General features: G+C 73.8%; 21 protein-coding genes. 8 read left to right on the forward strand and 13 right to left on the reverse strand.

What is annotated here, in order from left to right:
• Positions 1 to 402: 402 nt before the first annotated feature.
• Together ACFWVC_RS02125 and ACFWVC_RS02130 are read right to left on the reverse strand one after the other, a co-directional pair.
• Positions 403 to 1,203 carry a phosphatase gene (locus tag ACFWVC_RS02125; RefSeq protein ID WP_384274268.1) on the reverse strand — a complete coding sequence of 267 codons (801 nt, stop codon included), beginning with the start codon at positions 1,201 to 1,203 and terminating at the stop codon, positions 403 to 405.
• A gap of 123 nt (positions 1,204 to 1,326) precedes the next feature.
• Positions 1,327 to 2,823, reverse strand: coding sequence for a PucR family transcriptional regulator (locus ACFWVC_RS02130; protein ID WP_384274275.1), 1,497 nt, complete (start codon positions 2,821 to 2,823; stop codon positions 1,327 to 1,329).
• Positions 2,824 to 3,005: 182 nt separating this feature from the next.
• On the opposite strand from ACFWVC_RS02130, the gene speB reads away from it, so the two are divergent.
• Positions 3,006 to 3,968, forward strand: a complete 963-nt coding sequence (speB, locus tag ACFWVC_RS02135) for an agmatinase (protein ID WP_384274281.1) — start codon at positions 3,006 to 3,008, stop codon at positions 3,966 to 3,968.
• A complete protein-coding gene (locus ACFWVC_RS02140) occupies positions 3,965 to 5,572 on the forward strand; it encodes a thiamine pyrophosphate-binding protein (protein WP_384274285.1) in 1,608 nt (535 codons plus the stop codon). The genes speB and ACFWVC_RS02140 overlap by 4 nt, the downstream gene beginning before the upstream one ends.
• Positions 5,573 to 5,638: 66 nt before the next feature.
• Here ACFWVC_RS02140 and ACFWVC_RS02145 read toward each other — a convergent pair whose 3' ends face one another.
• Positions 5,639 to 6,226 carry a GNAT family N-acetyltransferase gene (locus ACFWVC_RS02145; protein WP_384274289.1) on the reverse strand — a complete coding sequence of 196 codons (588 nt, stop codon included), beginning with the start codon at positions 6,224 to 6,226 and terminating at the stop codon, positions 5,639 to 5,641.
• Between the two features lie 51 nt (positions 6,227 to 6,277).
• On the opposite strand from ACFWVC_RS02145, the gene ACFWVC_RS02150 reads away from it, so the two are divergent.
• The 3 genes from ACFWVC_RS02150 to ACFWVC_RS02160 all read left to right on the forward strand — a co-directional run bounded on the left by ACFWVC_RS02150 (position 6,278) and on the right by ACFWVC_RS02160 (position 12,428).
• Positions 6,278 to 6,913, forward strand: coding sequence for a TetR/AcrR family transcriptional regulator (locus tag ACFWVC_RS02150; RefSeq protein WP_384274293.1), 636 nt, complete (start codon positions 6,278 to 6,280; stop codon positions 6,911 to 6,913).
• Between the two features lie 141 nt (positions 6,914 to 7,054).
• Positions 7,055 to 10,837, forward strand: a complete 3,783-nt coding sequence (locus tag ACFWVC_RS02155; RefSeq protein WP_384274982.1) for an ABC transporter transmembrane domain-containing protein — start codon at positions 7,055 to 7,057, stop codon at positions 10,835 to 10,837.
• A 169-nt stretch (positions 10,838 to 11,006) separates the two neighbouring features.
• Complete coding sequence (locus ACFWVC_RS02160; RefSeq protein WP_384274298.1) at positions 11,007 to 12,428, forward strand: S28 family serine protease; 1,422 nt, start codon at positions 11,007 to 11,009, stop codon at positions 12,426 to 12,428.
• 12 nt (positions 12,429 to 12,440) lie between these two features.
• On the opposite strand, the gene ACFWVC_RS02165 is transcribed toward ACFWVC_RS02160, so the two are convergent.
• From ACFWVC_RS02165 to ACFWVC_RS02195, 7 genes are all read right to left on the reverse strand, one after another.
• A complete protein-coding gene (locus ACFWVC_RS02165) occupies positions 12,441 to 13,073 on the reverse strand; it encodes a hypothetical protein (RefSeq protein ID WP_384274302.1) in 633 nt (210 codons plus the stop codon).
• 97 nt (positions 13,074 to 13,170) lie between these two features.
• The gene (locus ACFWVC_RS02170; RefSeq protein WP_384274309.1) at positions 13,171 to 14,967 is read right to left on the reverse strand and encodes a glycoside hydrolase family 3 protein; all 1,797 of its coding nucleotides are present in this window, start codon (positions 14,965 to 14,967) and stop codon (positions 13,171 to 13,173) included.
• A gap of 92 nt (positions 14,968 to 15,059) precedes the next feature.
• Positions 15,060 to 16,100 (reverse strand): hypothetical protein, encoded by a 1,041-nt coding sequence (locus tag ACFWVC_RS02175; RefSeq protein ID WP_384274316.1) that lies wholly within the window; start codon positions 16,098 to 16,100, stop codon positions 15,060 to 15,062.
• 4 nt (positions 16,101 to 16,104) lie between these two features.
• Positions 16,105 to 17,016: a LysR family transcriptional regulator gene (locus ACFWVC_RS02180; RefSeq protein ID WP_384274323.1), complete on the reverse strand. Its 912-nt coding sequence runs from the start codon at positions 17,014 to 17,016 to the stop codon at positions 16,105 to 16,107.
• 161 nt (positions 17,017 to 17,177) lie between these two features.
• On the reverse strand, positions 17,178 to 17,978 hold the full coding sequence (locus tag ACFWVC_RS02185; protein ID WP_384274330.1) for a sugar phosphate isomerase/epimerase family protein: 801 nt from the start codon (positions 17,976 to 17,978) through the stop codon (positions 17,178 to 17,180).
• 10 nt (positions 17,979 to 17,988) lie between these two features.
• A complete protein-coding gene (locus ACFWVC_RS02190; RefSeq protein WP_384274338.1) occupies positions 17,989 to 18,909 on the reverse strand; it encodes a GNAT family N-acetyltransferase in 921 nt (306 codons plus the stop codon).
• Positions 18,910 to 19,022: 113 nt separating this feature from the next.
• The gene (locus ACFWVC_RS02195; protein WP_384274345.1) at positions 19,023 to 20,129 is read right to left on the reverse strand and encodes a LacI family DNA-binding transcriptional regulator; all 1,107 of its coding nucleotides are present in this window, start codon (positions 20,127 to 20,129) and stop codon (positions 19,023 to 19,025) included.
• Positions 20,130 to 20,368: 239 nt separating this feature from the next.
• Between ACFWVC_RS02195 and ACFWVC_RS02200 the strand changes: the two genes are divergently transcribed.
• From ACFWVC_RS02200 to ACFWVC_RS02210, 3 genes are read left to right on the forward strand one after another with little or no spacing between them, the layout of a single operon-like run.
• A complete protein-coding gene (locus ACFWVC_RS02200) occupies positions 20,369 to 21,535 on the forward strand; it encodes a Gfo/Idh/MocA family protein (protein WP_384274353.1) in 1,167 nt (388 codons plus the stop codon).
• The gene (locus tag ACFWVC_RS02205) at positions 21,532 to 22,707 is read left to right on the forward strand and encodes a dihydrodipicolinate synthase family protein (protein ID WP_384274357.1); all 1,176 of its coding nucleotides are present in this window, start codon (positions 21,532 to 21,534) and stop codon (positions 22,705 to 22,707) included. The genes ACFWVC_RS02200 and ACFWVC_RS02205 overlap by 4 nt, the downstream gene beginning before the upstream one ends.
• Positions 22,708 to 22,709: 2 nt before the next feature.
• The gene (locus ACFWVC_RS02210) at positions 22,710 to 23,561 is read left to right on the forward strand and encodes a sugar phosphate isomerase/epimerase family protein (protein ID WP_384274360.1); all 852 of its coding nucleotides are present in this window, start codon (positions 22,710 to 22,712) and stop codon (positions 23,559 to 23,561) included.
• Between the two features lie 267 nt (positions 23,562 to 23,828).
• Here ACFWVC_RS02210 and ACFWVC_RS02215 read toward each other — a convergent pair whose 3' ends face one another.
• The 3 genes from ACFWVC_RS02215 to rbsK form a co-directional block, all read right to left on the reverse strand.
• Positions 23,829 to 24,272, reverse strand: a complete 444-nt coding sequence (locus ACFWVC_RS02215) for a DUF937 domain-containing protein (protein WP_384274363.1) — start codon at positions 24,270 to 24,272, stop codon at positions 23,829 to 23,831.
• Positions 24,273 to 24,347: 75 nt separating this feature from the next.
• Positions 24,348 to 24,737, reverse strand: coding sequence for a D-ribose pyranase (rbsD, locus tag ACFWVC_RS02220; protein WP_384274367.1), 390 nt, complete (start codon positions 24,735 to 24,737; stop codon positions 24,348 to 24,350).
• Positions 24,734 to 25,636: a ribokinase gene (rbsK, locus tag ACFWVC_RS02225; RefSeq protein ID WP_384274372.1), complete on the reverse strand. Its 903-nt coding sequence runs from the start codon at positions 25,634 to 25,636 to the stop codon at positions 24,734 to 24,736. Before rbsK ends, rbsD begins: the two co-directional genes overlap by 4 nt.
• Positions 25,637 to 25,671: the final 35 nt, after the last annotated feature.

The raw sequence follows: 25,671 nt of genomic DNA on the forward strand, positions 1-25,671 counted from the left end.
CATCCGCCTGGCGGCGGCGTGGGAGCGCGGGCCGTGCCGCCGCCAGCGACGTGTGTGCGCGGCCGCACGCGCTCGTCGGTGCCTCGCACGCCGTGCCGGTGCCGGGCAGGAGCCCTGGTCAGCCACCCGCGGGCAGCCGCACCTCGTGCCGCGTTTCGGCCGGGGCGTGACTTCCGGCAGGAAGTCGTCGCGACCGTGCCGCCGCAGGGTGCGTTGCGGAGGGCGACCTGTGTGCGTGGCTGCGCCATGTGCCGCGTTTCGGCCGGGCGTCCTGTCGGCGGGATGCCGTCAGGGGTCGTGGAAGCCCGACGGCGACGTGTGTGCGTGGCTACGCACGATCGTCGGCGCCGCGCGCCGCTTCCGCGCGGGCAGCCGCACCATGTGCCCGCGGGGGACGCGCCGTCACGCCGGGCGGTTCAGCCCCGCGGCGTCCAGGAGGTAGGCGGTCATCGGGTCGTAGAAGCGCGGGTCGGTGACGTGGTCGTCGAGGGGGACGGTGACGGACACCGTGCCCTCGGCCTCGGCCAGGAAGAGCGCGGGGTCGTTGCAGTCGGCGAAGCCGATCGCGGTGATGCCGCGCTGCCCGGCGCATCCCGCCCAGCCGTGGTCGGCGACGACCAGGTCGGGCAGCGGCAGGTCCTGCGCGGCCAGCGCGTCCAGGACCGCCGCCATGGGGGCGGGGGAGTGGGTGTGCCACAGGGTGGCGCCGCGCTCCAGCATCGTCACGTCGCAGAACTGGAAGACCCCGCCCTCCTCCGTGGACAGGCCGCCGGGGACGGCCATCACCTCGCAGCCGGCGGCGCGCAGGGCGGCGGCCAGCGTGCGGTGGACGTCCAGCAGACCGCCGGGGTGGCCGGTGGCGAACAGCACCCGCTGCCCGTCCTCAACGGCCTTGCAGAGCACGCGGGCGGCCCGGTCCAGAGCGCTGATGGTGAGTTCAGGGTCGATCGTGTCCTGCCCGGAGCGGAACTCCGGGTCGGCCACGACGCCGCAGCGCTCGGCCATGACCGCGAGCACCGCCTCCTCGTCCGTCCACCGGTCCCCGAGTTCCAGGCCGAGCCAGTAGTGGCGGTCGCCCGCGGCGAGCCTGGCGTAGTGGGAGCGGTTGTTCTCGCGGGGAGTGGCGACGTCGCCCGCTATGCGCGTGGCAACGAGGTGGTCGGCGAGTTCCTGGCGGGAGGGCACGGTGACATGGGGCAGCATGACCTCATTCTCCCGTGCCGTCGAAGGTCCGTGCGGCCGGGAGACGATCGACGCCGATGCGTGACCTCCTGTCGGGGCGTCAGAAACCGGGGCGCGCCGGGCATCCCCGGCGCCGGCGTCCGCTCACAGCCAGCGCAGCGCGAACCACAGTTCCATGCGCACGTCCGGGTCGTCCGGGTCCACGTCCAGCGCGGCGGCGGCGCGGCCGATCCGCTGCCGCACGGTGTTGCGGTGCACGCCCAGGGCGACGGAGGTGCGGTCCCAGCTGCCGTGCAGCCCGATCCAGGTGCGCAGCGTCTCCACCAGGGCGGGGGAGCCCGCGATGGGCGTCAGCACCTCGAGGGCCCGCGCCCTGGCGTCGTCCGGGGCGACCAGGCCCGCCATCCCGCTGCCCCCGCCCCGGTGCCGCACCAGTGCCCTCCGGCCCGCGACGGCACGCCGCGCCGCTCCCGCCGCCTGGCGGTCGCCGTCGGCCAGCGCGGCGGCGGGCACCGGGGCGCTCACCCCGAGCGTCCAGCCGGGCTGCGGCACGACCTCCCGGTCCGCGGGCAGCAGCAGGCGGACGGCCTCGTCCCCGGTCTCCAGAAGGGCGGTGCCCAGGGCGGCGCCGAGCGCGGCGGCGGCCGGCAGGTCGCCGGGGGCGCCGCGGCGCAGGGCGTGCACCACGATCCACGGTCCGTCCGGGCCCAGCAGGGGGGCGACCTCCTCCGCCGCCGCGCCGAGCAGCAGCCGCACCAGCGCGGCCGACCGCGCGGCCTCCGCCGTCCCCAGGTGCGGCCCGGTGAGCAGGGACAGCAGGACGGCGGCGACATTGGCCACCGAGTGGTCGGCCGGGTCGGGGTGCGGGCAGGCCAGGACGAGCGCCGGCCGCCCGTCCTGGCCGCCGCCGGCGAGGCCGTAGGCGGACAGCCGCGTCCCGCCCAGCGTGTCGGTGGCGGACGACGGGGGACGGGCGGAGGCGGCGGGGCCGACCACGCGGGCCAGCCGGTGGGCGGCCTCGCGGATTCCGGCGTCCGGCGCGGTGCCGGCCGCGTGCACCTCTGTGCCGTCCGGTGCGACGAGCGCCGCCCAGGCGCCGAGCCGCCGGGCGAGCCCGCGCAGCACCGCCGGGACGGGGTCGGGGCGGGCGGCCGCGGCGGCGAGCGCCTGCTGCGCCTCGGTGACGTGCCGCAGCTCACGGTTCCGCGCCTCGCCCATGGCCTGCCAGACGGCGCGGGCCACGGCCGTGAACGGGGTGTGCGGCGGCACCTCCACCAGCGGCAGCCCATGGCGGTCGCAGGCCTCGATCAGTGCCGCCGGCGTCTCGTCGTGGACCGGGGCGAGGCCGAAGCCGAGCGCGGCGGCGCCGGCCTCCACGGTGCGCCCCACGTACCGGTCCAGGTACGCCCCGGTGCCGGCCGCGGCGGTGAAGTGCACCCCGGCGGTGAGCAGCAGTTCGCCGCCGAGGAGATAGGGGACGGGGTCCTCCATCTCACTGGTGTGCACCCACTGGACCCGTACGTCCTGTTCGGCCGCCCGCGGCCCGGCCACCTGCCGCAGTCCGAGGTCCGGCAGGGCCAGCAGTGCGGACAGCGGGATCCGGGGGCCGGGCGGCACCAGGTCCTGTCGCGGGGACGTCATGTGCGTTCCCTCCATCCGGACCGGTGCATGTGGAGGAAACGTACACTTCTGGGCGCCTTACGGGCCACCTAGTGTCGCCACGGACGAAGCACCGCCGTCCGGCCCAGCGAGCGGACCGTCGCGGTTGAATGCAGTCATAGAGCGACAGAACGCACGAAGCGTATGAAAACAGGGAGTTACTCATGAGCAGCAGCGAGCCGCGCGGCCCCGTCGACTCCTCCCGTATCCCGCGCTACGCCGGTCCCGCCACCTTCGCGCGGCTGCCGCGCCTCGACGAGGTCGGCACCACCGACGTGGCCGTGGTCGGCGTGCCCTTCGACGCGGGTGTGTCCTACCGCCCCGGCGCCCGCTTCGGCGGCAACGCGATCCGCGAGGCCTCGCGCCTCCTGCGCCCCTACAACCCCGCGCAGGACGCCTCGCCCTTCGTGCTCGCCCAGGTCGCGGACGCCGGCGACATCGCCGCCAACCCGTTCGACATCAACGAGGCCGTCGAGACCATCCAGGCCGCCGCCGACGACCTGCTCGACACCGGCGCCCGCCTGATGACCCTCGGCGGCGACCACACCATCTCCCTGCCGCTGCTGCGCGCCATGGCCCGCAAGCACGGCCCCGTCGCGCTGCTGCACTTCGACGCGCACCTCGACACCTGGGACACCTACTTCGGCGCCGAGTACACCCACGGCACGCCGTTCCGCCGGGCCGTCGAGGAGGGCATCCTCGACACCTCCGCGCTCTCCCACGTCGGCACGCGCGGCCCGCTCTACGGCAAGCAGGACCTCACCGACGACGAGAAGATGGGCTTCGGCATCGTCACCTCCGCCGATGTCTACCGGCGCGGCGCCGACGAGGTCGCCCAGCAGCTGCGCGAGCGCATCGGCGACCGCCCGCTGTACATCTCCATCGACATCGACGTCCTCGACCCCGCCCACGCGCCCGGCACCGGGACCCCCGAGGCCGGCGGCATCACCTCCCGCGAGCTGCTGGAGATCCTGCGCGGCCTGGCGTCCTGCCGGCTGATCTCCGCCGACGTCGTCGAGGTCGCCCCGGCCTACGACCACGCCGAGATCACCAGCGTCGCGGCCTCCCACACCGCGTACGAGCTCACCACGATCATGACCCGGCAGATCGCGGCGACCCGCGCATGAGCGAGCGCAACGGCGGCGACCTGGTCACCGAGTCCCTGACGGCACTCGGCGCCACGACCGTCTTCGGCCTGCCCGGGCAGCACGCGCTCGGCGCCTTCGACGCCCTGCGGCGCTCGAAGCTGGACTACGTCGGCCTGCGCATGGAGAACAACGCGGGCTTCGCGGCCGACGCGTACGCCCGTGTCACCGGCGCCCCCGCACCGCTGCTGGTATCCACCGGCCCCGGCTCGCTGATGACGCTCGCCGCGCTCCAGGAGTCGGCCGCCGCGTCCGTGCCGGTCGTGGCCATCGGCAGCCAGGTGCCGGTCGCCGGGCTCGGCGGCGGCCGCCACGGCTATCTGCACGAACTGGCCGACCAGAAGGCGTCGTTCCGCGACATCGTCAAGTCCGTGCACACGGTGCGCACCGCCTCCCAGATCCCCTCGGCCCTCGCGGCGGCCTGGGAGTCGGCCCTCACCGCGCCCTGCGGGCCGGTGTGGGTGGAGATCCCGCAGGACGTGCTGCTCGCCCCGGTCACCGTCCCGCCGGTCGCGGAACTCGAGATCGAGCCCCGGCCGCCGCGCCCGCGTCCGGAGCTGATCGCGGAGGCGGCCGCGCTGCTGTCGCGCGCCGAACGGCCCGTCGTCCTGGCCGGCGGCGGTGTGGTGCGGTCCGGCGCACAAGGGGAGCTCCTCGCGCTCGCCGAGAAGCTGGACGCCCCCGTGGCCTGCACCTTCGGCGGCAAGGGCGGATTTCCCTGGGAGCACCCGCTGTCGCTGCGCAGCTGGCTGGAGGACCGGCACACCACCGACTTCCTGGAGGACGCCGACGTCCTGCTGGTCGTCGGCTCCGGACTCGGTGAACTCTCCTCCAACTACCACACGTTCCGCCCGCGCGGCCGGGTGATCCAGATCGAGGCCGATCCCGGCAAGCTGGAGTCCAACCACCCGGCGCTCGGCATCCACGCCGACGCACGCCTCGCCCTGGGCGCGCTCGCCGAAGCCGCCGGTGAGCGGCGCGACCCGGGCGCCGCCCAGGTGGTGGCCGCGGTGCTGGAGCGGGTCAGCGCGCGCATCGGCGGTCAGGACCTCGGCCTGGAGCAGCGTGTGCTGGCCGCCGTGCGGGACGCCCTGCCCGAGCACGCCCCCAGCTTCTGGGACATGACGATCCTCGCCTACTGGGCCTGGTCGGCGTGGCCCGGCGCGATGCACTCCGCCCAGGGCGCCGGCGGCCTCGGCTACGGCTTCCCCTCCGCGCTGGGCGCGGCCGTCGCCACCCGCCGCGGCCGGCCCGTGCTGGCCGTCTCCGGCGACGGCGGCGCCATGTACTCGATCGCGGAGCTCGCCACGGCCCGGCAGTACGACCTGCCCGTCACCTGGCTCATCGTGGACGACGGCGGCTACGGCATCCTGCGCGAGTACATGACCGACGCCTTCGGCGAGGCCACCGCGACCGAGCTGTCCCGGCCCGATTTCGTCGCCCTGGCCGAGTCCTTCGGCGTCCCCGCGGTCCGTACGACACCGGAACGGCTGCGCGAGGACCTCGCCGAGGTGCTGGCCGCCCCCGGTCCGTCCGTGGTGGTCCTCCCGGCGCTGTTGCGGATGTTCGCGCCGACGCACCTCTAGGAACGGGCCGCGGAGAGGAACGGCACATCGTGCACAAGGCGCGCCCCTTGCGCACGATGTGCCGGATCACCCGGCGGTGTTCCCCGCCGGTGCGGGCACCCCGTCCCCGGTCGTCGCCGGCCACTCGTCGGCGAGCACGGCCCACACCTCGTAGTCGTGGCGCACGCCGCGGTAGGGGGAGTGCTGCCGCAGCACTCCCTCCCGCGTCATGCCGAGCCGCCGGGCGGTGGCCACGCTGCGCTCGTTGCCCGCGGCGGCCCACCATTCGGCGCGGTGCAGGCCGCGCTCGCCGAACGCCCAGTCCAGGAGCACCCGCGCGGCCCGGGTGACCAGGCCCCGGCCCTCGCCGGCGGCTTCCAGCCAGCAGCCGATCTCGCAACGCCCCGCGGCGGCGTCGAAGGACACGAACATCACGCCGCCCACCAGGGTGCCGTCCAGCCAGATGCCGTAGATGCGGCTGTCGTCCCTGGCCTGGCCGTCGGCGTAGCGCTGGAGGACCGCCCGCGCGGAGTCCGCGTCGGTGCTGCGCGTCGCCCACGGGATCCAGGGGTCGACGTTCGCCCGGGCCCGGTCGATGTGGGCGAGGAACTCCTCGGTCCGCCACGGCTCCAAGGGGCGGAGCACGGCGTCGTCGGTGAGCGGGATCGCGAACATGGGCGGCCTTTCCGGCGTACGTAACGAGCGTTCGGTAGGTAAGCTACACCGGTGCCGCCAGCCCGTGGAGACCATGAAGCCCGCCGCCAGGACGTCTCGGAGGCGGTGTGGCAGGTGCTCGCCGCCAAGGGCTTCGCCGGGCTCACGCTCCGCGCCGTCGCCGCCGAGATGGGCGCCTCCACCGGCCTGCTGATGCACTACTTCCCGACCAAGCGGGCGCTGGTGGCGCACGCCCTGGACATCCTGGAGAAGCGCACGGCCGAGCGTCCCCGGCGGGAACGCCCCTCCCCGGGCCTGGCCTCCCTGCGCGCCGTCCTCCTGGACATCCTCCCGCTCACCCCGGACGGCGCCGACCGCAACCGCATCTGGGTCGCCTCCTGGGACGTCGCCCTGTCCGACGACGGCCTCGGCCGCGACCAGGCCGACCGGTACACCCGTATGCGGGACGCGCTGCGTGCCCATCTCGACGAGGCCGTCGCGCTGGGGGAACTGCCCCCGCACGCCGACGCCGCCGGGCTCGCGGCCACCGCGGTCGCCTTCGTGCACGGCCTGGTCGTCCAGGCCCTCTTCGATCCGGCGGCCCTCCCGCCCGCCCGGCAGGCCGCGCTCGTCGACGACTTCCTCGCCGGGCTCCGCGCCCCGCGGGGCCGGTCCGCGGGCCCGACCGCTGTCGGACCCTCGTCGTAGCTTTGTTTCAAGGGGATGAAATCCGCACATCGGGGCGTTGTGATCCTCTGGCGGAGAAGGACCGACGAGAGGACCGTGGTGGCGGCGAAGGACGACGAGGGCAAGAGCGGCGGGGCCGGGCCGGGATGGCTGCGCCGGCTGATGGGTTACACCTGGCGGTACCGGCGCAACGTGCTGCTCGCACTCGGCTCGTCGCTCGGCGGCATGGCCGTGATGGCCCTGGTGCCGCTCGTGCCGAAGATCATCATCGACGACGTGATCGTCAAGCACGACAAGCCGCTCGCGCCGTGGGCCGGCGTGCTGATCGCCGCCGCCGTCGTCGTGTACCTGCTGACCTTCGTGCGGCGCTTCTACGGGGGCCGGCTCGCCCTCGACGTGCAGCACGACATGCGCACGGAGATGTTCCACTCGCTCACCCGGCTCGACGGGGCCCGCCAGGACGAGCTCAACACCGGGCAGGTCGTCGGCCGGGCCACCAGTGACCTCCAGCTCATCCAGGGCCTGCTCTTCATGGCCCCCATGATGATCGGCAACGTCCTGCTGTTCGTGATGTCGCTCGTCGTCATGCTCGTGCTCTCGCCCCTGCTGACGGTGATCGCCTTGGCCGTCGCGCCCGCCCTGTGGTTCCTGGCCGACCGCAGCCGGCGGACGCTCTTCCCCGCCACCTGGTACGCCCAGGGGCAGGCGGCGGCCGTCGCCGGGATCGTCGACGGCTCGGTGACCGGCGTGCGCGTGGTCAAGGGCTTCGGCCAGGAGCAGCAGGAGATGTCCAAGATGCGCGCGGTCAGCGAGCGGCTGTTCGCCGGCCGGCTGCGCACGATCCGGCTCACCGCGCGCTACAGCCCGGCGCTGCAGGCCGTTCCCTCGCTCGGCCAGGTCGGCATGCTCGCGCTCGGCGGATGGATGGCGGTGCGCGGCCAGATCACGCTCGGCACCTTCGTCGCCTTCTCCACCTACCTCGCGCAGCTGACCGGCCCGGTGCGGATGCTCACCGTGATGCTGACCGTCGGCCAGCAGGCCCGGGCCGGCGTCGAGCGCGTCACCGAACTCATCGACACCCGGCCCACCCTGCGCGAGGGCTCCGGGGAGCTGCCCCGCGAGGCGGCGGCCACCGTCGAGTTCGACCACGTCAGCTTCGGCTACGACCCGGCGCGCCCGGTGCTGGACGACTTCTCCCTCAGCGTCGCCCCCGGCGAGACCGTGGCGGTCGTCGGCGCCTCGGGCAGCGGCAAGTCCACCGTCTCCCTGCTGCTGCCGCGCTTCTACGACGTCACGGGCGGCGCGGTGCGCGTCGGCGGCCGGGATGTGCGCGAGCTGACCTTCGACTCGCTGCGCGACGCCATAGGCCTCGTGCCCGAGGACAGCTTCCTGTTCTCCGACACCGTGCGCGCCAACATCGCCTACGGCCACCCCGACGCCACCGACGAGCAGGTCCTCGCCGCGACCCGGCACGCCCAGGCCCACGGGTTCATCTCGGCCCTGCCGCAGGGCTACGACACCGTGGTCGGCGAGCAGGGCCTGACCCTCTCCGGCGGCCAGCGCCAGCGCGTGGCGCTCGCACGCGCGATCCTCACCGACCCCCGGCTGCTCGTGCTCGACGACGCGACCTCGGCGGTCGACGCCCGCGTCGAGGCCGAGATCCACGACGCGCTGCGCGAGGTCATGGCGGGCCGCACCACCCTGCTGATCGCGCACCGCCGCTCCACCCTCGCGCTCGCCGACCGCATCGCCGTCCTGGAGGCCGGCCGGCTGGTCGACATCGGCACCCACGAGGAACTGCAGGACCGCTGCGCGCTGTACCGGCGGCTGCTGACCGACCCCGAAGAGCTCGGCGCCGACGTCGTGACCCACGACCCGGCCGGTGACATCTCGGCCGCCGCGTCCCAGTGGCCGGGTGAGGGCGCCATCACCGGTGTGCTCGACCGTCCCGCCACCCCGGCCACGCCGCGGGCCGGCGGCGTGACCCCGCAGCTGTGGCCCGAGGACCGCCGGCACCGCGACGAGACCCCCGACCGCAGGAGCGCGGTGCCCGCCGGTGCCGCCGCCCGCGGCGGTCCGAGCGGTATGGCCTCGGCCATGGCCGGGATGCCCGCCACGCCGGAACTCCTCGCCCAGGTCGCGGCGCTGCCGCCCGCCGACGACGTCCCGGAGATCGACGAGAAGGCCGCCGCGGGCGTCGACAAGGACTTCGGTCTGCGCAGCATGCTGCGCGGCTTCCGCGGCCCGCTGCTCTTCAGCCTGCTGCTGGTCGCCGTGGACGCGCTGGCGGGACTGCTGCTGCCGGTCCTGATCCGGCACGGCATCGACTCCGGCGTCCGGCAGGCCGCGCTCGGCGCGGTCTGGACGGCCGCACTGCTCGGCCTCGCCATCGTCGCCGCGCAGTGGGCCGCGCAATGGGGCTCCACGCGTCTCACCGGCCGCACCGGCGAGCGCGTGCTCTACACGCTCCGCGTGAAGATCTTCGCGCACCTGCACCGGCTCGGGCTCGACTACTACGAGCGCGAGCTGAGCGGCCGGATCATGACCCGGATGACCACCGACGTCGACGCCCTGTCGACGTTCCTGCAGACCGGCCTGGTCACCGCCCTGGTCAGCCTGCTCACCTTCTTCGGCATCCTGGTGGCGCTCCTCGCGATCGACGTCGAGCTGGCCCTGATCGTCTTCGCCACGCTGCCCGTGCTGCTGGTCGCCACCTGGGTGTTCCGCCGCAGGTCGGTCAAGGCGTACGAACTGGCCCGTGAGCGGGTCAGCGTCGTCAACGCCGACCTTCAGGAGCACGTCGCGGGGCTCCGCGTCGTGCAGGCCTTCCGCGGCGAGCGCGGCGGGGCGAAGCGGTTCGCGGGCCGCAGCGACGCCTACCGTCAGGCGCGGGTCCGCGGCCAGTGGCTGATCTCCGTCTACTTCCCCTTCGTGCAGCTGCTGTCCAGCGTGGCCGCCGCCCTGGTGCTGATCGTGGGAGCCCACCGGATCGGCGCGGGCACCCTCACCGCCGGCGCCCTGGTGGCGTACCTGCTCTACATCGACCTGTTCTTCTCTCCCGTGCAGCAGCTCTCCCAGGTCTTCGACGGCTACCAGCAGGCGTCGGTGTCGCTGGGCCGCATCCGCGAGCTGCTGCGCACCCCGACCACGACCCCGCCCGCCCAGGCACCGCGCGCGGTGGGCCGGCTGCGCGGCGAGATCGCCTTCCGCGACGTGCACTTCCGCTACGCCGAGGACGCCGCAGAGGCACTGGCCGGCATCGACCTGCGGATACCCGCGGGGCAGACGGTCGCCTTCGTCGGCGAGACCGGCGCGGGCAAGTCCACCCTGGTCAAGATGGTCGCCCGCTTCTACGACCCCACCTCCGGCGCGGTCCTCGTCGACGGCCAGGACATCCGCGAACTGGACCTGACCGGCTACCGGCAGCGGCTCGGCGTCGTCCCGCAGGAGGCGTACCTCTTCGAGGGCACGGTCCGCGACGCCATCGCCTACGGGCGCATGGACGCCACCGACGCCGAGGTGGAGGCCGCCGCGCGCGCCGTCGGCGCCCACGAGATGATCGCCACGCTCGACGGCGGCTATCTGCACACCGTCTCCGAGCGCGGGCGCAACCTCTCCGCCGGGCAGCGTCAGCTGCTCGCTCTGGCCCGCGCCGAACTGGTCGACCCGGACGTCCTGTTGCTCGACGAGGCGACCGCCGCCCTGGACCTGGCCACCGAGGCCCTGGTCAACCAGGCCGCCGACCGTCTGGCGGTGCGCCGCACCACTTTGGTGGTGGCCCACCGGCTGACCACCGCGGCCCGCGCCGACCGGGTCGTCGTCATGGACCACGGCCGGGTCGTCGAGGACGGCACGCACGAGCAACTGCTGGCCGCCGACGGCCGGTACGCCGCGCTGTGGCGCACCTTCGTCGGCGAGGACGCGAGCAGCGAGGCCGCGGCCTGATTCCTTGGCGGGCGGCCCGCGCCGGTCCCCGCCGGCCTCCGACCGCCCGCACGAAAGCGGCCCGGACCCTTGTGGTCCGGGCCGCTTCGGTTGTCAACGCCCCCTGGCGGCAGACGAGTTCCTCCTCATAGGTTCACGGGCGACGCCCGTCGACCCCGAAGGAGGGGGCATGCGCAACGCGCTCAGATGGCTGCTCGCGCTCATGCTGCTCATCGGCACCGTCAGTGGTGGAGTCGCCACCGCGACCGCCGACGAGCCCGGTATCCCCGACATCAAGGACCGCATCCTGGCGATACCCGGGATGAGCCTCATCGAGGAGAAGCCGGTCACCGGCTACCGCTTCCTCGTCCTGAACTACACCCAGCCGGTCGACCACCGGCATCCGTCCAGGGGCACCTTCCAGCAGCGCATCACCGTGCTGCACAAGTCCGAGGACCGGCCGACCGTCTTCTACACCTCCGGCTACGGGCTCTCCACGACCCCCTCGCGCCGCGAGCCGACACAGATCGTCGACGGCAACCAGGTCTCCATGGAGTACCGGTTCTTCACCCCGTCCCGCCCCGAGCCCGCCGACTGGTCCACGCTCGACATCTGGCAGGCCGCCAGTGACCAGCACCGCATCTACCGCGCCCTGCGGACCGTCTACTCCCGGCACTGGCTCGCCACCGGCGCCAGCAAGGGCGGGATGACGGCCACCTACTACCGCCGCTTCTACCCGCACGACATGGCCGGCACGGTCGCCTACGTCGCCCCGAACGACGTGGTCGACGACGAGGACTCGGCCTACACCCGGTTCTTCCGGACCGTGGGCACCGCCGACTGCCGGGCCCGCCTGAACGCCGTGCAGCGCGAGGCGCTGGTGCGCCGCGACGAGATCGTGGCCCACTACCAGAAGTACGCCGACGACAACGGGCTGACGTTCACCACCGTGGGCAGCGCGGACAAGGCCTACGAGAACGTCGTCCTCGACCTGGTGTGGGCGTTCTGGCAGTACCACCTGGCGTCCGAGTGCGCGGACGTCCCCGCGCCGACCGCGTCCACCGACGCGATCTACGCCTTCGTCGACTCCGTCTCCGGCTTCGACTTCTACACCGACCAAGGCCTGGAGTACTACACGCCGTACTACTACCAGGCCGGCACCCAGCTAGGCGCACCCACTTTCGCCACCCCGCACTTGAAGGGCCTGCTGCGCTACCCGGGCATCTACCAGCCGCGTTCGTACGTGCCGCGGTCCATCCCGATGCGCTTCCAGCGGCACGCCATGCGCGACGTCGACCGCTGGGTGCGGCAGCACGCCGACAGCATGCTCTTCGTCTACGGGCAGAACGATCCGTGGGGCGCCGAGCCCTTCCGTCCGGGCAGGGGAACGCACGACGCGTACGTGATGTGGGCACCTGGCGCCAACCACGGCGCGGTGATCGGCGCACTGGGCGCGGCCGACAAGGCGAAGGCCACCGCCAAGGTGCTCCGGTGGGCCGGGGTCGCCCCCGCCGCCGTCAAGGCCGACCCCGGCAGGGCGAAGCCGCTGGCGGCGTACGACGCGCGGCTCGACCGGCGCACCGGCGCCGAGAGCGGCACGCTGCGGCCCTGACCGGCGCGCGCGTCACAGCCGGCGGGCGCACCCCACGCCCGCCGGTCCGCCGCCCACCCGGACGTACAGCACGGTGTCCTTCGGACAGGCCGCCCGGGTGCCGGCGAGCCGCGTCACCCGGTACTGCGGCTTGTGCGCCGCGGAGCCGTCGCAGTTGGTCTCCTTCACCTCGCGGTGCCGTGAGGTGTAGACGCAGTCGCCCGCGACGGTCCGCGGTCCGCCGCCTTCGCCCGGGTCGCCCGGGTGAGGTGCCATCAGGTTGCGCATGCAGGCGTAACCCTGCGGGCGCGCGGCGGTGACGGTCAGGAGGAAGTCGGTGTTCGCCGGGCAGCGGTCGCCGGGCCGCGCGGCGTCCTTGGACGAGGGCGACGGCGAGGGCGAGGCGGGCAGCAGCCCGTACAGCCGGGTGACCACACGGGCCAGGGCGGCCGGGTCGTCGCACGGTATCTCGTGGTAGGAACCGACCGGGTCGCTGGTCGCGCATTCGTCCTGGGTGAGGAAGACGCCGTCCTGGGTGGTGGGCGTGACACTCGGGCCGGCGGCGCTGCTGCCGGTCCCGCCCGGGCTCGGTGTGCAGGACGCCAGCACCACGGCGAGCAGCCACGCCGCGCCCAGCAGCTGGCCAGAGATCGTCTGAATACGCACGGCGGCCCCCCACGACTTCCCCCGGGCGACGCGCCCCCTTCGGGGAGGATAAGGGGTCGGGCCCGGTTCCGGGAGAGGCCGCCGTGCGCGCTCCACCTCAGTACCCCAGACCCCACCCGACGGGATAGAGGTCCCGCGTCGGATCGTCGGCCCGGACCACCGCCACCGGCAGCTTCCCGGCCGGCCGCACCCGGCCCGCCAGGACCCGTGCCGCCGCCCGCATCGACACGTCCGTCCACCCGTAGGTGGCGAGCGCCGCCGCCGTCCCGTCCAGCCGCGCGATGTCGTACGGGTTGCGGATCGCGATCTGCACCACCGGCACGCCGGTGGCGGCCAGTGCCCGCACCAGGGCGATCTGCCGGTCCGCGGCCCCGGCGACGTTGTACGTGGCCACGACCACCGCGTCGGTGGCCTGTGCGGCCGCCACCGCCCGGTCGATCGCCGCCTGGTCGGGTGCGGTCCCGGTGGGCAGCGCCTGCGCGTGGTGTCCGAGCGCGGTGAGCGCGGCCGCCAGCACGGCGGTGGGCGGCCCTCCGGTGCCCGAGGGCGCCGCCGGATCGGCGCCGACGACCAGGAGGCGGCGCCGGGCGGGAAGCGGCAGCGTGCCGTCGTTGGCCAGCAGCGTGACGGTGCCGTCGGTGATCTTGTCGGCGGCGGCGAGATGGGCACGGGTGCCGACGACCCGGTCCACGCCGCGGTGGGTGACGTACGGGTGGTCCAGCAGGCCCCTGCGCGCCTTGAGGGTCAGGATGCGCACCAGCGACCGGTCGATGCGCTCCTCGGTCAGCTCGCCGGAGCGCACCGCGGCCAGCACACCCTGCCACGCGGTGTCCAGCAGCGGTGGGTTGAGCAGCTGGTCGACGCCCGCCTTGAGGGCGAGCACGGGGACGCGGTCGTCCCCATACTTCTGGCGGACCCCCTCCATGCCGAGGGCGTCGGTGACGACCACGCCGTCGTAGCCCATCTCCTCGCGGAGGATGCCGGTGAGGATCGGCCGGGAGAGTGTCGCGGGGTCACCGGAGTCGTCGAGGGCGGGCACCAGGATGTGCGCGGTCATGATCGAGTCGATGCCGGCGGCGACGGCGGCCCGGAAGGGCGGTGCGTCCAGGCGCCGCCACTGCTCCAGGGAGTGCGTGATGACCGGCAGTTCGAAGTGGCTGTCGGTGCCGGTGTCGCCGTGCCCGGGGAAGTGCTTGGCGGTGGCGACGACCCCGGCCCCCTGATAGCCCGCCACCTGGGCGGCCACGAGCGCGGCGACGGCCTCGGGGTCGGCGCCGAAGGACCGTACGCCGATGACCGGGTTGGCGGGGTTGACGTTGACGTCGGCGACCGGCGCGTAGTCCTGGTTGATGCCCATCGCCGCCAGTTCGGCGCCCGCGACGGCGGCCGCGGTGCGGGCGTCGCGCACGCTCCCGGCGGCGCCGAGCGCCATCCCGCCGGGGAAGAGCGTGGCGGGCGAGCCGACCCGGGTGACCGCGCCGTGCTCCTGGTCGGTGGAGATCAGCAGGGGGACGCGGGAGGCGCGCTGGATGCCGTTGGACAGGTCGGCGATCTGGTGCGGGTCACGGGTGTTGTGGGCCCACGCGAAGTAGATGATGCCGCCGACGTGGTACTTGGCGATGAGCTCGGCGGCGTCGGAGACACCGATCTCGGCCTGGTTGGCCGCCACGTCGGCGGGGTCGGGCGCGGTGGCCGAATGGCCGTACACCCGCATCACGAAGAGCTGGCCGATCTTCTCCTCGATGCTCATCCGGTCGATGATCGCGCGGACGCGTCTGCGGTCGTTCGCCGCGGCCGCGCTCGCGGTGCCCGGGACGCCGAGGGCGAGGGCGGTGGAGGCGGCCGCGGCGGCGCCGAGGACGGCACGGCGGGACGGACGGTGGGGGCTGTGCATGACGGACTCCTTCCGGCAGGAGGAGGTGGGGCACGCCGAAGGCAGGGCTGAAAGAAACCTTCAAGCAGACACGCTTAGCCGGAAAGTTATTGTCAGTCAATGAGGCGGGCACGCTCCGGCACCATCGAGGACGCCACCGCGAGGACCGCCGCCCAGCGTTGCGCCTGGACGCAGCGGACCGTCTCGTCGCCGGTCGTGGAGGCGGACAGATCCTGACGGCTGATCATCAGCCAGGCATCGGTGGGCCGGCAGCCCGTCAGCAGAAAGGCGAAGCGCCGTTCGCCCGGACGGACGGCGTGTCCGGCCAGTTGCTTGCGTACGGTCTTGGCGTCCTTGAGCGGCAGCTTCGCGAGGAAGGCGTCGAGCTGCCGGGCGGAGGTCACCTCGGCGTTCCGGGCGCCGCGCGCCGGCTCCCCGCCGTCCAGCCGGCCGAAGGCCACGGTCCGGCCCGGTCCGGCCGGGTCGGGCTGCGGGTTCGGCTCCTGGGCGAAGCGCGGACGCGCCGGCATCCGGTCGCGGGGCACCTCGAAGACGGTGACGACCTGATGGGCCGCGAAGCACTCGCCCGGCGGGGGCGGCTGATCGATCCCGAGCACCAGCCGGTCGCCGCCGCGGAAGAGCAGCGCGTCCCTCGCGGCACTGCAGCCCGTGGTGCGGCTCCACGCGACCAGTGCATACCGAGAGAAGTCCGTCGCGGCGGTGCGCTTGGCGATCTCGGCACCCGCCGCGGGATCGGACGCGGCGAACCAGCCCGGGAACCGGGAAAGATCGCGTTCGTCGTTCAGCACGGTGTGGAACGCCGGGGCCCGGACGGTCGACGAGAAGTACACCCGCCGCGAGGCGATCCCGCCCTGCCGCGATGCCGAAGGCGATGCCGTGACAAAGGAGGCGGGGGAGGACGCGGGGGGCTTGGGATCGGACGTCGGCGAGACGATGGCGGACGACGCGGGGCCGCCACCGGTGCTGTCGGAGGGGGGCGCACCGGTGGCGGGCTGCTGCCGGCCGCAGGCGGCGGAGAGGGTTGTCAGCGACGCAGCCAGCAGCGTGACCGACACCGCTTTGCGGAGACTCACCAGCAGCACGTGGGTTGGACGGGACGCTGCCCGGAACGGTTCCCTGCGTGTGGAGGACATCCGCCTATCGTCGGGCAACGACCTGCGGGTAGCGAGCCCGCAACACGCGGACCGTCTCACTGATGGCGGGACGTCGTGACGCTCCTGTGCGCCACAAGGCGTACAGCCGCCGCACCGGTGCCGGCTCCAGCGGCACCACGGCCACCCCGGCGGGCACCGGCCCGCGCCCGAGCCGGGGCACGAGCGCGATCCCGAGTCCGGCGGCCACCAGCTCCAGTTGGGTCTGGTACTCGGTGACCTGGAAGGCGAGGTCCGGCTCGCTGCCCAGTTCCCGCAGGGTCCGCACCAGCCATTCGTGGCAGACGTGCCCTGGCGGCTGGCAGATCCACCGCTGATCGGTCAGGTCCTCGCGCGCCAGGGGGCCGCGGGCCGCGAGCGGATGCCCGGCGGGCACCAGGACGTCGCAGCGGTCCTCGCCGATCACCACCCGCTCCAGTCCCTCGGGCGCGGGCAGCGGCGCGATGTCCCAGTCGTGCACCACGGCCAGGTCGACGACGCCGCGCGCGACCAGGTCGACGGCCAGATGCGCGCCCTCCTCCAGCAGCCGCAGCTCCAGCGACGGGTGGGCGGCGGCCAGTTCGGCGAGCACGCCGGGCATCAGCCCGCGCGCGGCGGTGGGGAACGCCACCGTCGTCAGCCGCCCGGTGGGCTTGCCGCGCCGCTCCTCCAGGGCGACCTCCGCCCGCTCGACGATGGCCATGAGTTCCTGTGCCGTCTCGGCCAGCAGTTGCGCCGCCTCGGTCAGCGCCACCCCCCGGCCCTGCCGTTCCAGCAGCGTGGTGCGGGTCTCCCGCTCCAGCTTCGTGATCTGCTGGGAGACCGCGGAGGCGGTGTAGCCGAGGGCGGTCGCCGCCGCGCCGACGGAGCCGTGCACATGCACCGCGTGCAGTGCGCGCAGCCTGGCCAGGTCCAGCATCCGTCCACCTCGCCGTTCAGGGATTCTGCATCGGATCGCCCGGCGGCGGTCGTATTGCTGAAGAGTCGCCGTCGCCGAAGGATACGGCGGCCGACGCCGGGGCGGGGTGACGCGGGCCACTCGCGCCGCGGCCTCTCGCCCGCGACCGGGCGGTGGCGGGATCAGGCGGATTCGCCGAGCAGGCCCAGCAGATGGGAGCGGCCCCGCGACAGCAGCTCCGGCAGCGCCCGCACCTGCGGATACCAGCGGCGCTCGTACTCCCAGCACAGCCAGCCGTCCCAGCCCGCCCGGCTGAGCACCTCCACCGTCCCGGCGAGCGGGACCGTGCCGTGGCCGAGCGGCACCGGGGTGGTGTCCTGCGCCGAGGAGACGTCCTTGACCTGGACGTAGCCCAGGTACGGCGCCAGCACCGGGTAGGTGTACTCCGGCTGTTCCCCGGCGATCCACGGGTGCAGCACGTCCCAGAGTGCGCCCGCGCTGTGATGGCCCACCAAGCCGAGGATCCGGGCCACGTCCGCGCCGGTGCGGTGCGAGTCGTGGGTCTCCAGCAGCATGCGTACGCCCAGGTCCGCCGCCTCCGGCGCCACGGCGGCCAGGCGGCGGGCCGCGCGGGTGTCCGCGGTGTCCGGCTGCGACCCGTTCCCCGCGCCGGGGAACACCCGCAGATGCGGCGCCCCGAGGCCCGCGGCGAGCCGTACGTGGTCGCGCAGCGCGCGCAGCACGGGTTCGTCATCGCCGGGTGCGGCCACCTGCACATAGGAGGCGACCGCGACGATCGCGATCCCCGCGGAGCCGAACTCCTCGCGCACCGAGGCCCGCTCGCGCTCCGTCAGGCCGGCGTGCACCGGCTCGTCGTGACCGGCTCGCAGCTCCACGCCGTGCCAGCCGTGCTCGGCCGCCAACTGGGCCACGTCCGCCATGGGCAGCCCGGGCACGCCGAGGGTCGAGAACGCGAGCTTCACTTTCCGGACGTTACAGCACCAGTCGCCAGTCCTGCCCGACGAGATCCTTGCCGAAGCTGTGGTGCGGCTTCTGCCCGGTCAGCTCGAATCCGGCCGCCTGGTAGATCCGGCGGGCCGAGGTCAGCACGTCGTTCGTCCACAGCACCAGCTCGCGGTGACCGGCCTCGCGGGCGTACAGCACGCAGGCGTCGACCAGGGCCCGGCCGATGCCGTGGCCCCGGGCCGCCGGATCCACCAGCAGCAGGCGCAGCCGGGCCGTGCCGGGTGCCTCGTCGCGTACGCAGAAGACGCAGCCGGCCCGTTCGCCGTCCAGTTCGGCGATCCACGCCCGCGCGTGTCCGTCGGCGACGATCCGGGCGACGAGCGTCTCGTACTCGGCGTTCCACCCGAACTCCTCGGCGTAGACCTCGGCGTTGCGCTGCACCACCCAGCCCAGATCGCCCGGGCGCAGCCCGCGCAGCCGGACCCGTTCGGCTCGCGGGGTGGGTACGGGTGCGGGTGCGGGCGCGGAGGTGCCGTCGAGGACCTCGCGGACCGTGCGCATGGCGCCGGTCAGCCGCTCGCGGTCGCGCGGGGCCAGCCCGCCCACCATGGACGAGACCGCCTCGCGCGAGCGTTCCTCCAGCAGCCCGGCCGCCGCCCGGCCGTCCGGTGTCAGCTCCACGCGCTGCCGCCGGGCGTCCCGCTCCGAGGCCGTCCGGGTCACCAGCCCGCGCCGCTCGAAGGCCGCGAGCATGCGGCTGAGCTGGCCGGCGTCCACGGAAAGCGCCGCCCGCAGATCGGCGGCGTCGAGCCCGTCGGCGTGGGCGAGTTCGTACAGGACGCGGGCCTCGGTGAGCGTGTACGGGGTGTGCAGATGGCGGCTGTAGTCCAGCGCCCCGATGAGATTGGTGTAGAAGCGGTTGAACGCCCTGATCTCCTGAACGGTCACGGTGTTTCGTGCCTCTCCCCGCGGAAAATCTTTGACCCAGTCAAAGATAAGTCGCCGCGCGGTACTCCGCCAGGTTCGTGCGGTACGCCGCCGCGTCCGCTCTGGGCCGGCCGCTACGCGTCCTTTCGCGGTGGCGCGGTCGAGGCCCGCACCATGAGCTCCGTGCGGACCGTCGCAAGCCCCCCGGGCGGAGGCGACTGACGCCCCATGACCAGCCGTCCGGCCCGGGCCCCGGCCTCCTGGAGCGGGATCCGCACGGTGGTGAGCGCGGGAGAGGCGTCGGCGCTGAAGGGCAGGTCGTCGTAACCGGCCACGGAGACGTCCTCCGGGATGCGCAGCCCGCGCTCGCGCAGGGCGGCGCAGACGCCCAGTGCGACGCTGTCGTTGGCGGCGAGGACCGCGGTGAGACGGGGCTCGCGGCGCAGCAGTTCGTGAGCGGCGTCGTATCCGGAGGAACGGTCGTAGTAGCCGTGCACGGTGAGGCGGTCGAGCTCCGCGGCGGAGCCGGCGAGACCGGCGTCCGCGAGGGCCGCGCGGTGGCCCTCCAGCCGGTGCCGCGTGGTGGTGCGGTCGGCGGGGCCCGCGACGTAGCCGATGGTGCGGTGGCCGAGGGCGAGCAGGTGCTCGGTGAGCCGCTGCGCGCCGCCGCGGTTGTCGAAGGCCACGGTCACCACGGCGTCGCCCGCGGCGCCGGGGAGTGCGGCGAGTTCGGGCAGTGGAGGCCTGCCACACAGGACGATCCGCGTGCCGGAGGCGGCGAGCCTGGACAGCCTGCCGGCCACGGCGGCGGAGTGCTCGGTGCCCTCCACGGCGCCGCCGGTGAGCACGACCCCGGCCGCGCGCTGCCGTTCGAGCAGGGTCAGGTAGTTGAGCTCCGCCTCGGGCGAGCCCCCGGTGTTGCAGACGACGGCGAGCTTCCCGGCGCCCGCGGACATCGCGGCGGGGGCCTCCGGGCCGCCGCTGATCTCGCCCTGGACGGCGCTGGCGATCAGCCCGAAGAAGGGGTCGGCGACGTCGTTGACGAGCACGCCGACCAGGTCGGAGGTGGCGGCGGCGAGCGCGCGGGCGTGGCCGTTGACGACGTAGTCCAGGTCGTCCACCGCCCGCAGGACCCGCTCGCGGGTGTTCCCGGCGACCGGGTAGTTGCCGTTCAGCACGCGCGACACGGTTGCGGCGGACACTCCGGCGTGCGCCGCGACGTGGGCCAGGGTCACTGCCATGCTTCTGCTTCCTCCGGGTCGGTCCGCCCCCGGGCCCTGCGCCCGTGGCGGCACATGCTCTCACTTCGTGGCCGTACGGGGAGCGGGTCCGTCCCGGTCCGGAGGACGGCAAGCGCTGTCTGTCGGAAGGTGGTGCTTCTTGTCGATTGTCGTGGCGATGGCTAGCGTGAGAACGGGAAAGCGCTTGCTGTCGTTCGTTGCCGCCCTCGGCGGACCGCCGCCGGAGAGAGGAACTCCCCGTGACCCGCAGGACAGTGCGGATCGCCATGAACGGCGTCACCGGCCGCATGGGCTACCGCCAGCACCTCGTAGGCTCCCTCCTCGCCCTGCGTGAGCAGGGCGGTCTCGACCTCGGCGACGGCACCGTGCTGTGGCCCGAACCCGTCCTCGTCGGCCGCCGCGAGGACGCGCTGCGCGCCATCGCCGAACGGCACGGCCTGGACCCGGCCCTGGTCTTCACCGACCTGGACGCGGTGCTCACCGACCCGGCCGTCGACATCTACTTCGACGCCCAGACCACCGCCGTGCGCGAGGAGTCGGTCAGGAAGGCCATCGCCGCGGGAAAGCACGTCTACACGGAGAAGCCCAGCGCCACCGGGTCGGCGGGCGCGCTGGAACTCGCCCGGCTGGCCACCGCCGCAGGCGTCCGGCACGGCGTCGTCCAGGACAAGCTCTTCCTCCCGGGTCTCCTCAAACTCAAGCGCCTCCTCGACGGCGGTTTCTTCGGCCGCGTCCTGTCCGTGCGCGGCGAGTTCGGCTACTGGGTCTTCGAGGGCGACTGGCAGTCCGCGCAGCGTCCGTCCTGGAACTACCGCGCCGAGGACGGCGGCGGCATCGTGGCCGACATGTTCCCGCACTGGGACTACGTCCTCCACGAGCTGTTCGGCCGGATCCTGACGGTGCAGGCGCTCGCCACCACCCACGTCCCGCAGCGCTGGGACGAGCGGGGCAAGCCCTACGACGCCACCGCCGACGACGCGGCCTACGGCATCTTCGAGCTGGAGGGCGGCGTGGTCGCCCAGATCAACTCCTCCTGGACCGTCCGTGTCGACCGCGACGAGCTGGTGGAGTTCCAGGTGGACGGCACCGAGGGCTCGGCCGTCGCGGGCCTGCGCAACTGCCGCGCGCAGCACCGCTCCGCCACCCCGAAGCCGGTCTGGAACCCCGACGCACCCGCCACCGAGGTCTTCCGCGACCAGTGGCAGCAGGTCCCGGACAACACCGGTGACCGGGGCTTCGCGGGTGGCTTCCGGGCACAGTGGGAACTCTTCCTGCGCCACGTCTTCCTCGACGAGCCCTGGTCCTGGGACCTGCTGGCCGGCGCCCGCGGGGTGCAGCTCGCCGAACTGGCCCTGCGGTCCTCGGCCGAGGGCCGCCGTCTCGACGTACCGGAGCTGTCCCTGTGACGACCATCCACCTCCCGGACGAATCGGGGGAGTTGCGGCCGTATCAGCCGCGCACCGCGCCCGCCGGTCACTTCTCCGTCCCGGCCGGCGCGGCCCCGTCGCGCAGCCGCGCGGCGTACGCGGCGGCACACGTCGTCGCGGACCCCTTCCGCACCGCAACCGGCCGGCCGGCGGCCGTCGACTGGGACGCGACCCTCGCCTTCCGCCGCCACCTGTGGTCCCACGGACTCGGGGTGGCCGAGGCGATGGACACCGCCCAGCGCGGCTCCGGCCTGGACTGGGCGGCCGCGGCCGAGCTCATCCGCCGCTCCTGCGCCGAGGCCCGGGCGTCCGGCGGCCGCATCGTGTGCGGTGTGGGCACCGACCAGCTCCCCGTGACCGAGATCGGCTACCCCTACAGCCTGGACGACGTCCGCAGGGCCTACGAGGAGCAGCTCGCGCTCGCCGAGGACGCCGGCGGCCGGCCCGTGCTGATGGCCTCCCGCGCCCTCGCCGCGGTCGCCAAGGGACCCGAGGACTATCTGGAGGTGTACGGCCATCTCCTGCGGCAGGCCGCGCAGCCCGTCGTCCTGCACTGGCTCGGGCCGATGTTCGACCCGGCGCTGGAGGGCTACTGGGGCAGCACCGGCCTGGACGCCGCCACCCACACCTTCCTGGAACTGGTCGCGGCGCATCCCGGCAAGGTCGACGGCGTCAAGATCTCCCTGCTCGACGCGGAACGCGAGATCGGGCTGCGCCGCCTTCTCCCGGACGGCGTGCGCTGTTACACCGGCGACGACTTCCACTACCCCGGGCTGATCGCCGGGGACGACCAAGGCTTCAGCCACGCCCTCCTCGGCATCCTCGACCCGCTCGCGCCCGTGGCCGCCCACGCCCTCCACGCGCTGGACCGCGGTGACACGGCCGCCTTCCGCTCCCTGCTCGACCCGACGGTCGAGCTGTCCCGGCACCTCTTCGGACCGCCCACCCGTCACTACAAGACCGGCGTCGTCCTGCTCGCCTGGCTGGCCGGCCACCAGTCGCACTTCACCATGCTCGATGGTCTCCATTCCGCACGCTCCCTCCCCCATCTGGCCCGCGCGTACGAACTGGCCGACCGCATCGGCCTGTTCCCCGACCCGGTGCTCGCCGAGTCCCGCATGCGGAACTTTCTCTCCGTGTACGGAGTGTGACAGTGGGTACTGACAATCGACCCCCGGACGATCTCGCCCGGCTCAGCGTCAACCAGGAGACCGTGCGCCAACTCGCCCTTCCCGAACTGGCCGAGAGCCTGGTCGCGCTGGGCGTACCGGGCGTCGGGCTGTGGCGCGAACCGGTCAGGGAGTACGGCGTGGAAGCCGCCGCGAAGCTCGTCCGCGACGCGGGACTCACGGTCACCTCGCTGTGCCGCGGCGGCTTCTTCACCGCCTCCGACCGCGGGGAGCGGGCCGCCGCGATCGCCGACAACCGCGCGGCGGTGGACGAGGCCGCGATCCTGGGCACCGGCACGCTCGTACTGGTCTCCGGCGGCCTGCCGGCCGGTGAACGCGACCTCGCCGCGGCCCGTGAGCGCGTCGCCGACGCGGTGGCCGAACTCGCCCCGTACGCGAGCGAGCGGGGTGTCCGTCTCGCGATCGAGCCGCTGCACCCGATGTACGCCTCGGACCGCTGCGTCGTGTCGACCCTCGCCCAGGCCCTGGACATCGCCGAGCGCTTCCCCGCCGATCAGGTCGGCGTCGTCGTGGACACCTACCACCTGTGGTGGGACGACCGCGCCGGCCTGGACATCGCGCGGGCGGGAGCCGGCGGCCGCCTCGCCTGCTTCCAGGTCGCCGACTGGATCACGCCGCTGCCCGAAGGGGTGCTGCTGGGACGCGGGCAACTCGGCGACGGCTGTGTCGATCTGCGCGGGTTCCGCGAACGGGTGGACGCCGCCGGATTCGCCGGGCCCGTCGAGGTCGAGATCTTCAACCCGGCGCTCTGGGCCCGTGACGGCAGGGGCGTACTGGACGAAACCATCGCAAGATACCGCGTCCACGTGCTGTGAAACGGGCTTCGGCAAGCGATCGGAAAACCTTGAAATTTCTTCCCGCGGGCGTACAACCATCCCCCGGCCTCGCGGGTCTATTTAGCGTCAAGACCCTGAGGGGGGCCTCGTACGGGTCTTGAGTGAGGGGGAGAGCGCGGCACCTGGAGGGGGCTCGGGGTGCCACGCAGAGGGAGGGGAACGCTTAAGGGGTCCGGCTGAGCCGGACCCCTTACGCCTTTCACGGGGGCGTTCGGCCCCCGCACACACCACGAGTCCCCGAGGGGGTCAGCGCTTCTCGCGCGCCCGTCGGGCCAGCACCGCCGCGATCACCGGGATGATCAACTCCAGTGCTCCGGCGACCGCTTCCACCGGCAGCCCGGTCCGCTTGGCCACCGCCCGCGCCGCAGGAGCCGCGACCTTCGCCAGGACCGCCGCGAGGGCGTCACCGCCGCTCCCGCCCTTCGCCCCGCCCCGCACGCCGGCGAAGCCGACGGCCGCGGCCGGCAGCGGTTCGGTCTCGTTCGCGGCCTGCTCCATGGCCTGGCACAGTTCGGCCGTGCCGCCGGGGGTCACCGCGTCGTCGGTCAGCACACCTGTGACCGAGGCCACAGAACCACCCACGACCTGCCGCGTCTCGTCGGCGTCGGCACCGAGCAGCGCGGCGATCTCGCGGAGCCGGTCCTCGCCCAGCTCCTCCAGCACCTCGTCCTTCAGCGGTCGATCGCTCATGTTCCGGACGTTAGTTGCGAAACGCCCGCGAGGCCCGCCGACCGCATCCGGACGGATGTACCGGATGTACGCCGCTCAGAAGGGGACACCGCAGCGCAGGATGACGTTCGCGTACGGGCGTGCCTCCCCGGTGCGGACGAAGAGCCTGGCCTGGTGGGTGCGGGCCTTGAAGTCCTCGTGGGAGACCAGCTCCAGGTCCGGGAAGGCCTCCTGGAGCTGCGTGGTGACCTCGGGGTTGTGGTCGCGCACCTCCTCGGCGGCGACGGCGCCCTCGATCACCAGCTCTTCGCGCAGCCCGTCCAGCACCTCGGCGAACGTGGGCGTCCCGGCGCGGAAGGCCAGATCGACGACGACGGGGCCGGGCGGTATCGGCAGGCCCGCGTCGCAGACGACGACGAGATCGGTGTGGCCGAGCGCGGCGAGCGCGCCCGCCAGGTGGCGATTGAGGATTCCGGACTTCTTCACAGCTGTTCCGTCTCGTCGAGGGTGGGGAAGGACTCCTGCGCGCCCGCCTTGGTCACGGCCACGGCGCCGACGCGCACCGCGAACCGCACGGCGGTCTCCAGGTCGTCGCCGGCGCCCAGCCGCCAGGCCAGCGCCCCGGTGAACGCGTCACCGGCCCCCGTGGTGTCGACGGCCTCCACACGCACGCTGGGCACGTGCACCGCACCGTCTGCGGTCGCCGCGAGGGCGCCTCCGGCGCCCAGGGTGACGACCACCGAGCGCGGCCCGAGGGCGAGCAGTGCCCGCGCCCACTCCTCGGGGGTGGCCCCGGCGTCCTCGCCGAGCAGGAAGCGCGCCTCGTGCTCGTTGACCACGAGCGGATCGCAGCCCTCCAGCACCTTCGTCGGCAGCGCCGCCGGCGGCGACGGGTTGAGCACCACCCGCGTCCCGGCCTCCGCGGCCGCCGCCACGACGGCGGCCACGGTCGCGGCCGGGATCTCCAGCTGCAGCGACACCACGGGGGCGGCGGCCAGCAGCTCGTGCGCCCCCGCCACATCGGCCGTCCCCAGACGCCCGTTGGCGCCCGGCGAGACGACGATGCTGTTGTCCCCGGAGGGGTCCACCGTGATCAGCGCGACCCCGGTGGGGGTGTCGCCGATCAGGATGCCGGAGGTGTCGACGCCGGCCGATCTCAGCGACCCGGTCAGCAGCCGCCCGTGCGCGTCGTCGCCGACCCGCGCCAGCAGTGCCGTGCGCGCGCCCAGGCGGGCCGCGGCGACGGCCTGGTTGGCGCCCTTGCCACCCGGGTGGGTGGCCAGGTCGGAGCCGAGGACGGTCTCGCCCGCCGCCGGGCGCCGGTCGACGTGGATCACCAGGTCGGCGTTGGCCGACCCTACGACCAGCAGGTCGTAGCCGTGCATCTTCGTGTTCCCTTCGCGGATTCGGCCGTAACGGT

It is taken from the genome of Streptomyces sp. NPDC058691, from assembly GCF_042714775.1.
Classification (GTDB): domain Bacteria; phylum Actinomycetota; class Actinomycetes; order Streptomycetales; family Streptomycetaceae; genus Actinacidiphila.

Coding starts and splice junctions, on each gene's coding strand:
- ACFWVC_RS02125 (WP_384274268.1), bottom strand. CDS start 1,203: ATGCTGCCCCATGTCACCGTGCCCTCCCGCCAGGAACTCGCCGACCAC.
- ACFWVC_RS02130 (WP_384274275.1), bottom strand. CDS start 2,823: ATGACGTCCCCGCGACAGGACCTGGTGCCGCCCGGCCCCCGGATCCCG.
- speB (WP_384274281.1), top strand. CDS start 3,006: ATGAGCAGCAGCGAGCCGCGCGGCCCCGTCGACTCCTCCCGTATCCCG.
- ACFWVC_RS02140 (WP_384274285.1), top strand. CDS start 3,965: ATGAGCGAGCGCAACGGCGGCGACCTGGTCACCGAGTCCCTGACGGCA.
- ACFWVC_RS02145 (WP_384274289.1), bottom strand. CDS start 6,226: ATGTTCGCGATCCCGCTCACCGACGACGCCGTGCTCCGCCCCTTGGAG.
- ACFWVC_RS02155 (WP_384274982.1), top strand. CDS start 7,055: ATGGGTTACACCTGGCGGTACCGGCGCAACGTGCTGCTCGCACTCGGC.
- ACFWVC_RS02160 (WP_384274298.1), top strand. CDS start 11,007: ATGCGCAACGCGCTCAGATGGCTGCTCGCGCTCATGCTGCTCATCGGC.
- ACFWVC_RS02170 (WP_384274309.1), bottom strand. CDS start 14,967: ATGCACAGCCCCCACCGTCCGTCCCGCCGTGCCGTCCTCGGCGCCGCC.
- ACFWVC_RS02175 (WP_384274316.1), bottom strand. CDS start 16,100: ATGTCCTCCACACGCAGGGAACCGTTCCGGGCAGCGTCCCGTCCAACC.
- ACFWVC_RS02180 (WP_384274323.1), bottom strand. CDS start 17,016: ATGCTGGACCTGGCCAGGCTGCGCGCACTGCACGCGGTGCATGTGCAC.
- ACFWVC_RS02195 (WP_384274345.1), bottom strand. CDS start 20,129: ATGGCAGTGACCCTGGCCCACGTCGCGGCGCACGCCGGAGTGTCCGCC.
- ACFWVC_RS02215 (WP_384274363.1), bottom strand. CDS start 24,272: ATGAGCGATCGACCGCTGAAGGACGAGGTGCTGGAGGAGCTGGGCGAG.
- rbsK (WP_384274372.1), bottom strand. CDS start 25,636: ATGCACGGCTACGACCTGCTGGTCGTAGGGTCGGCCAACGCCGACCTG.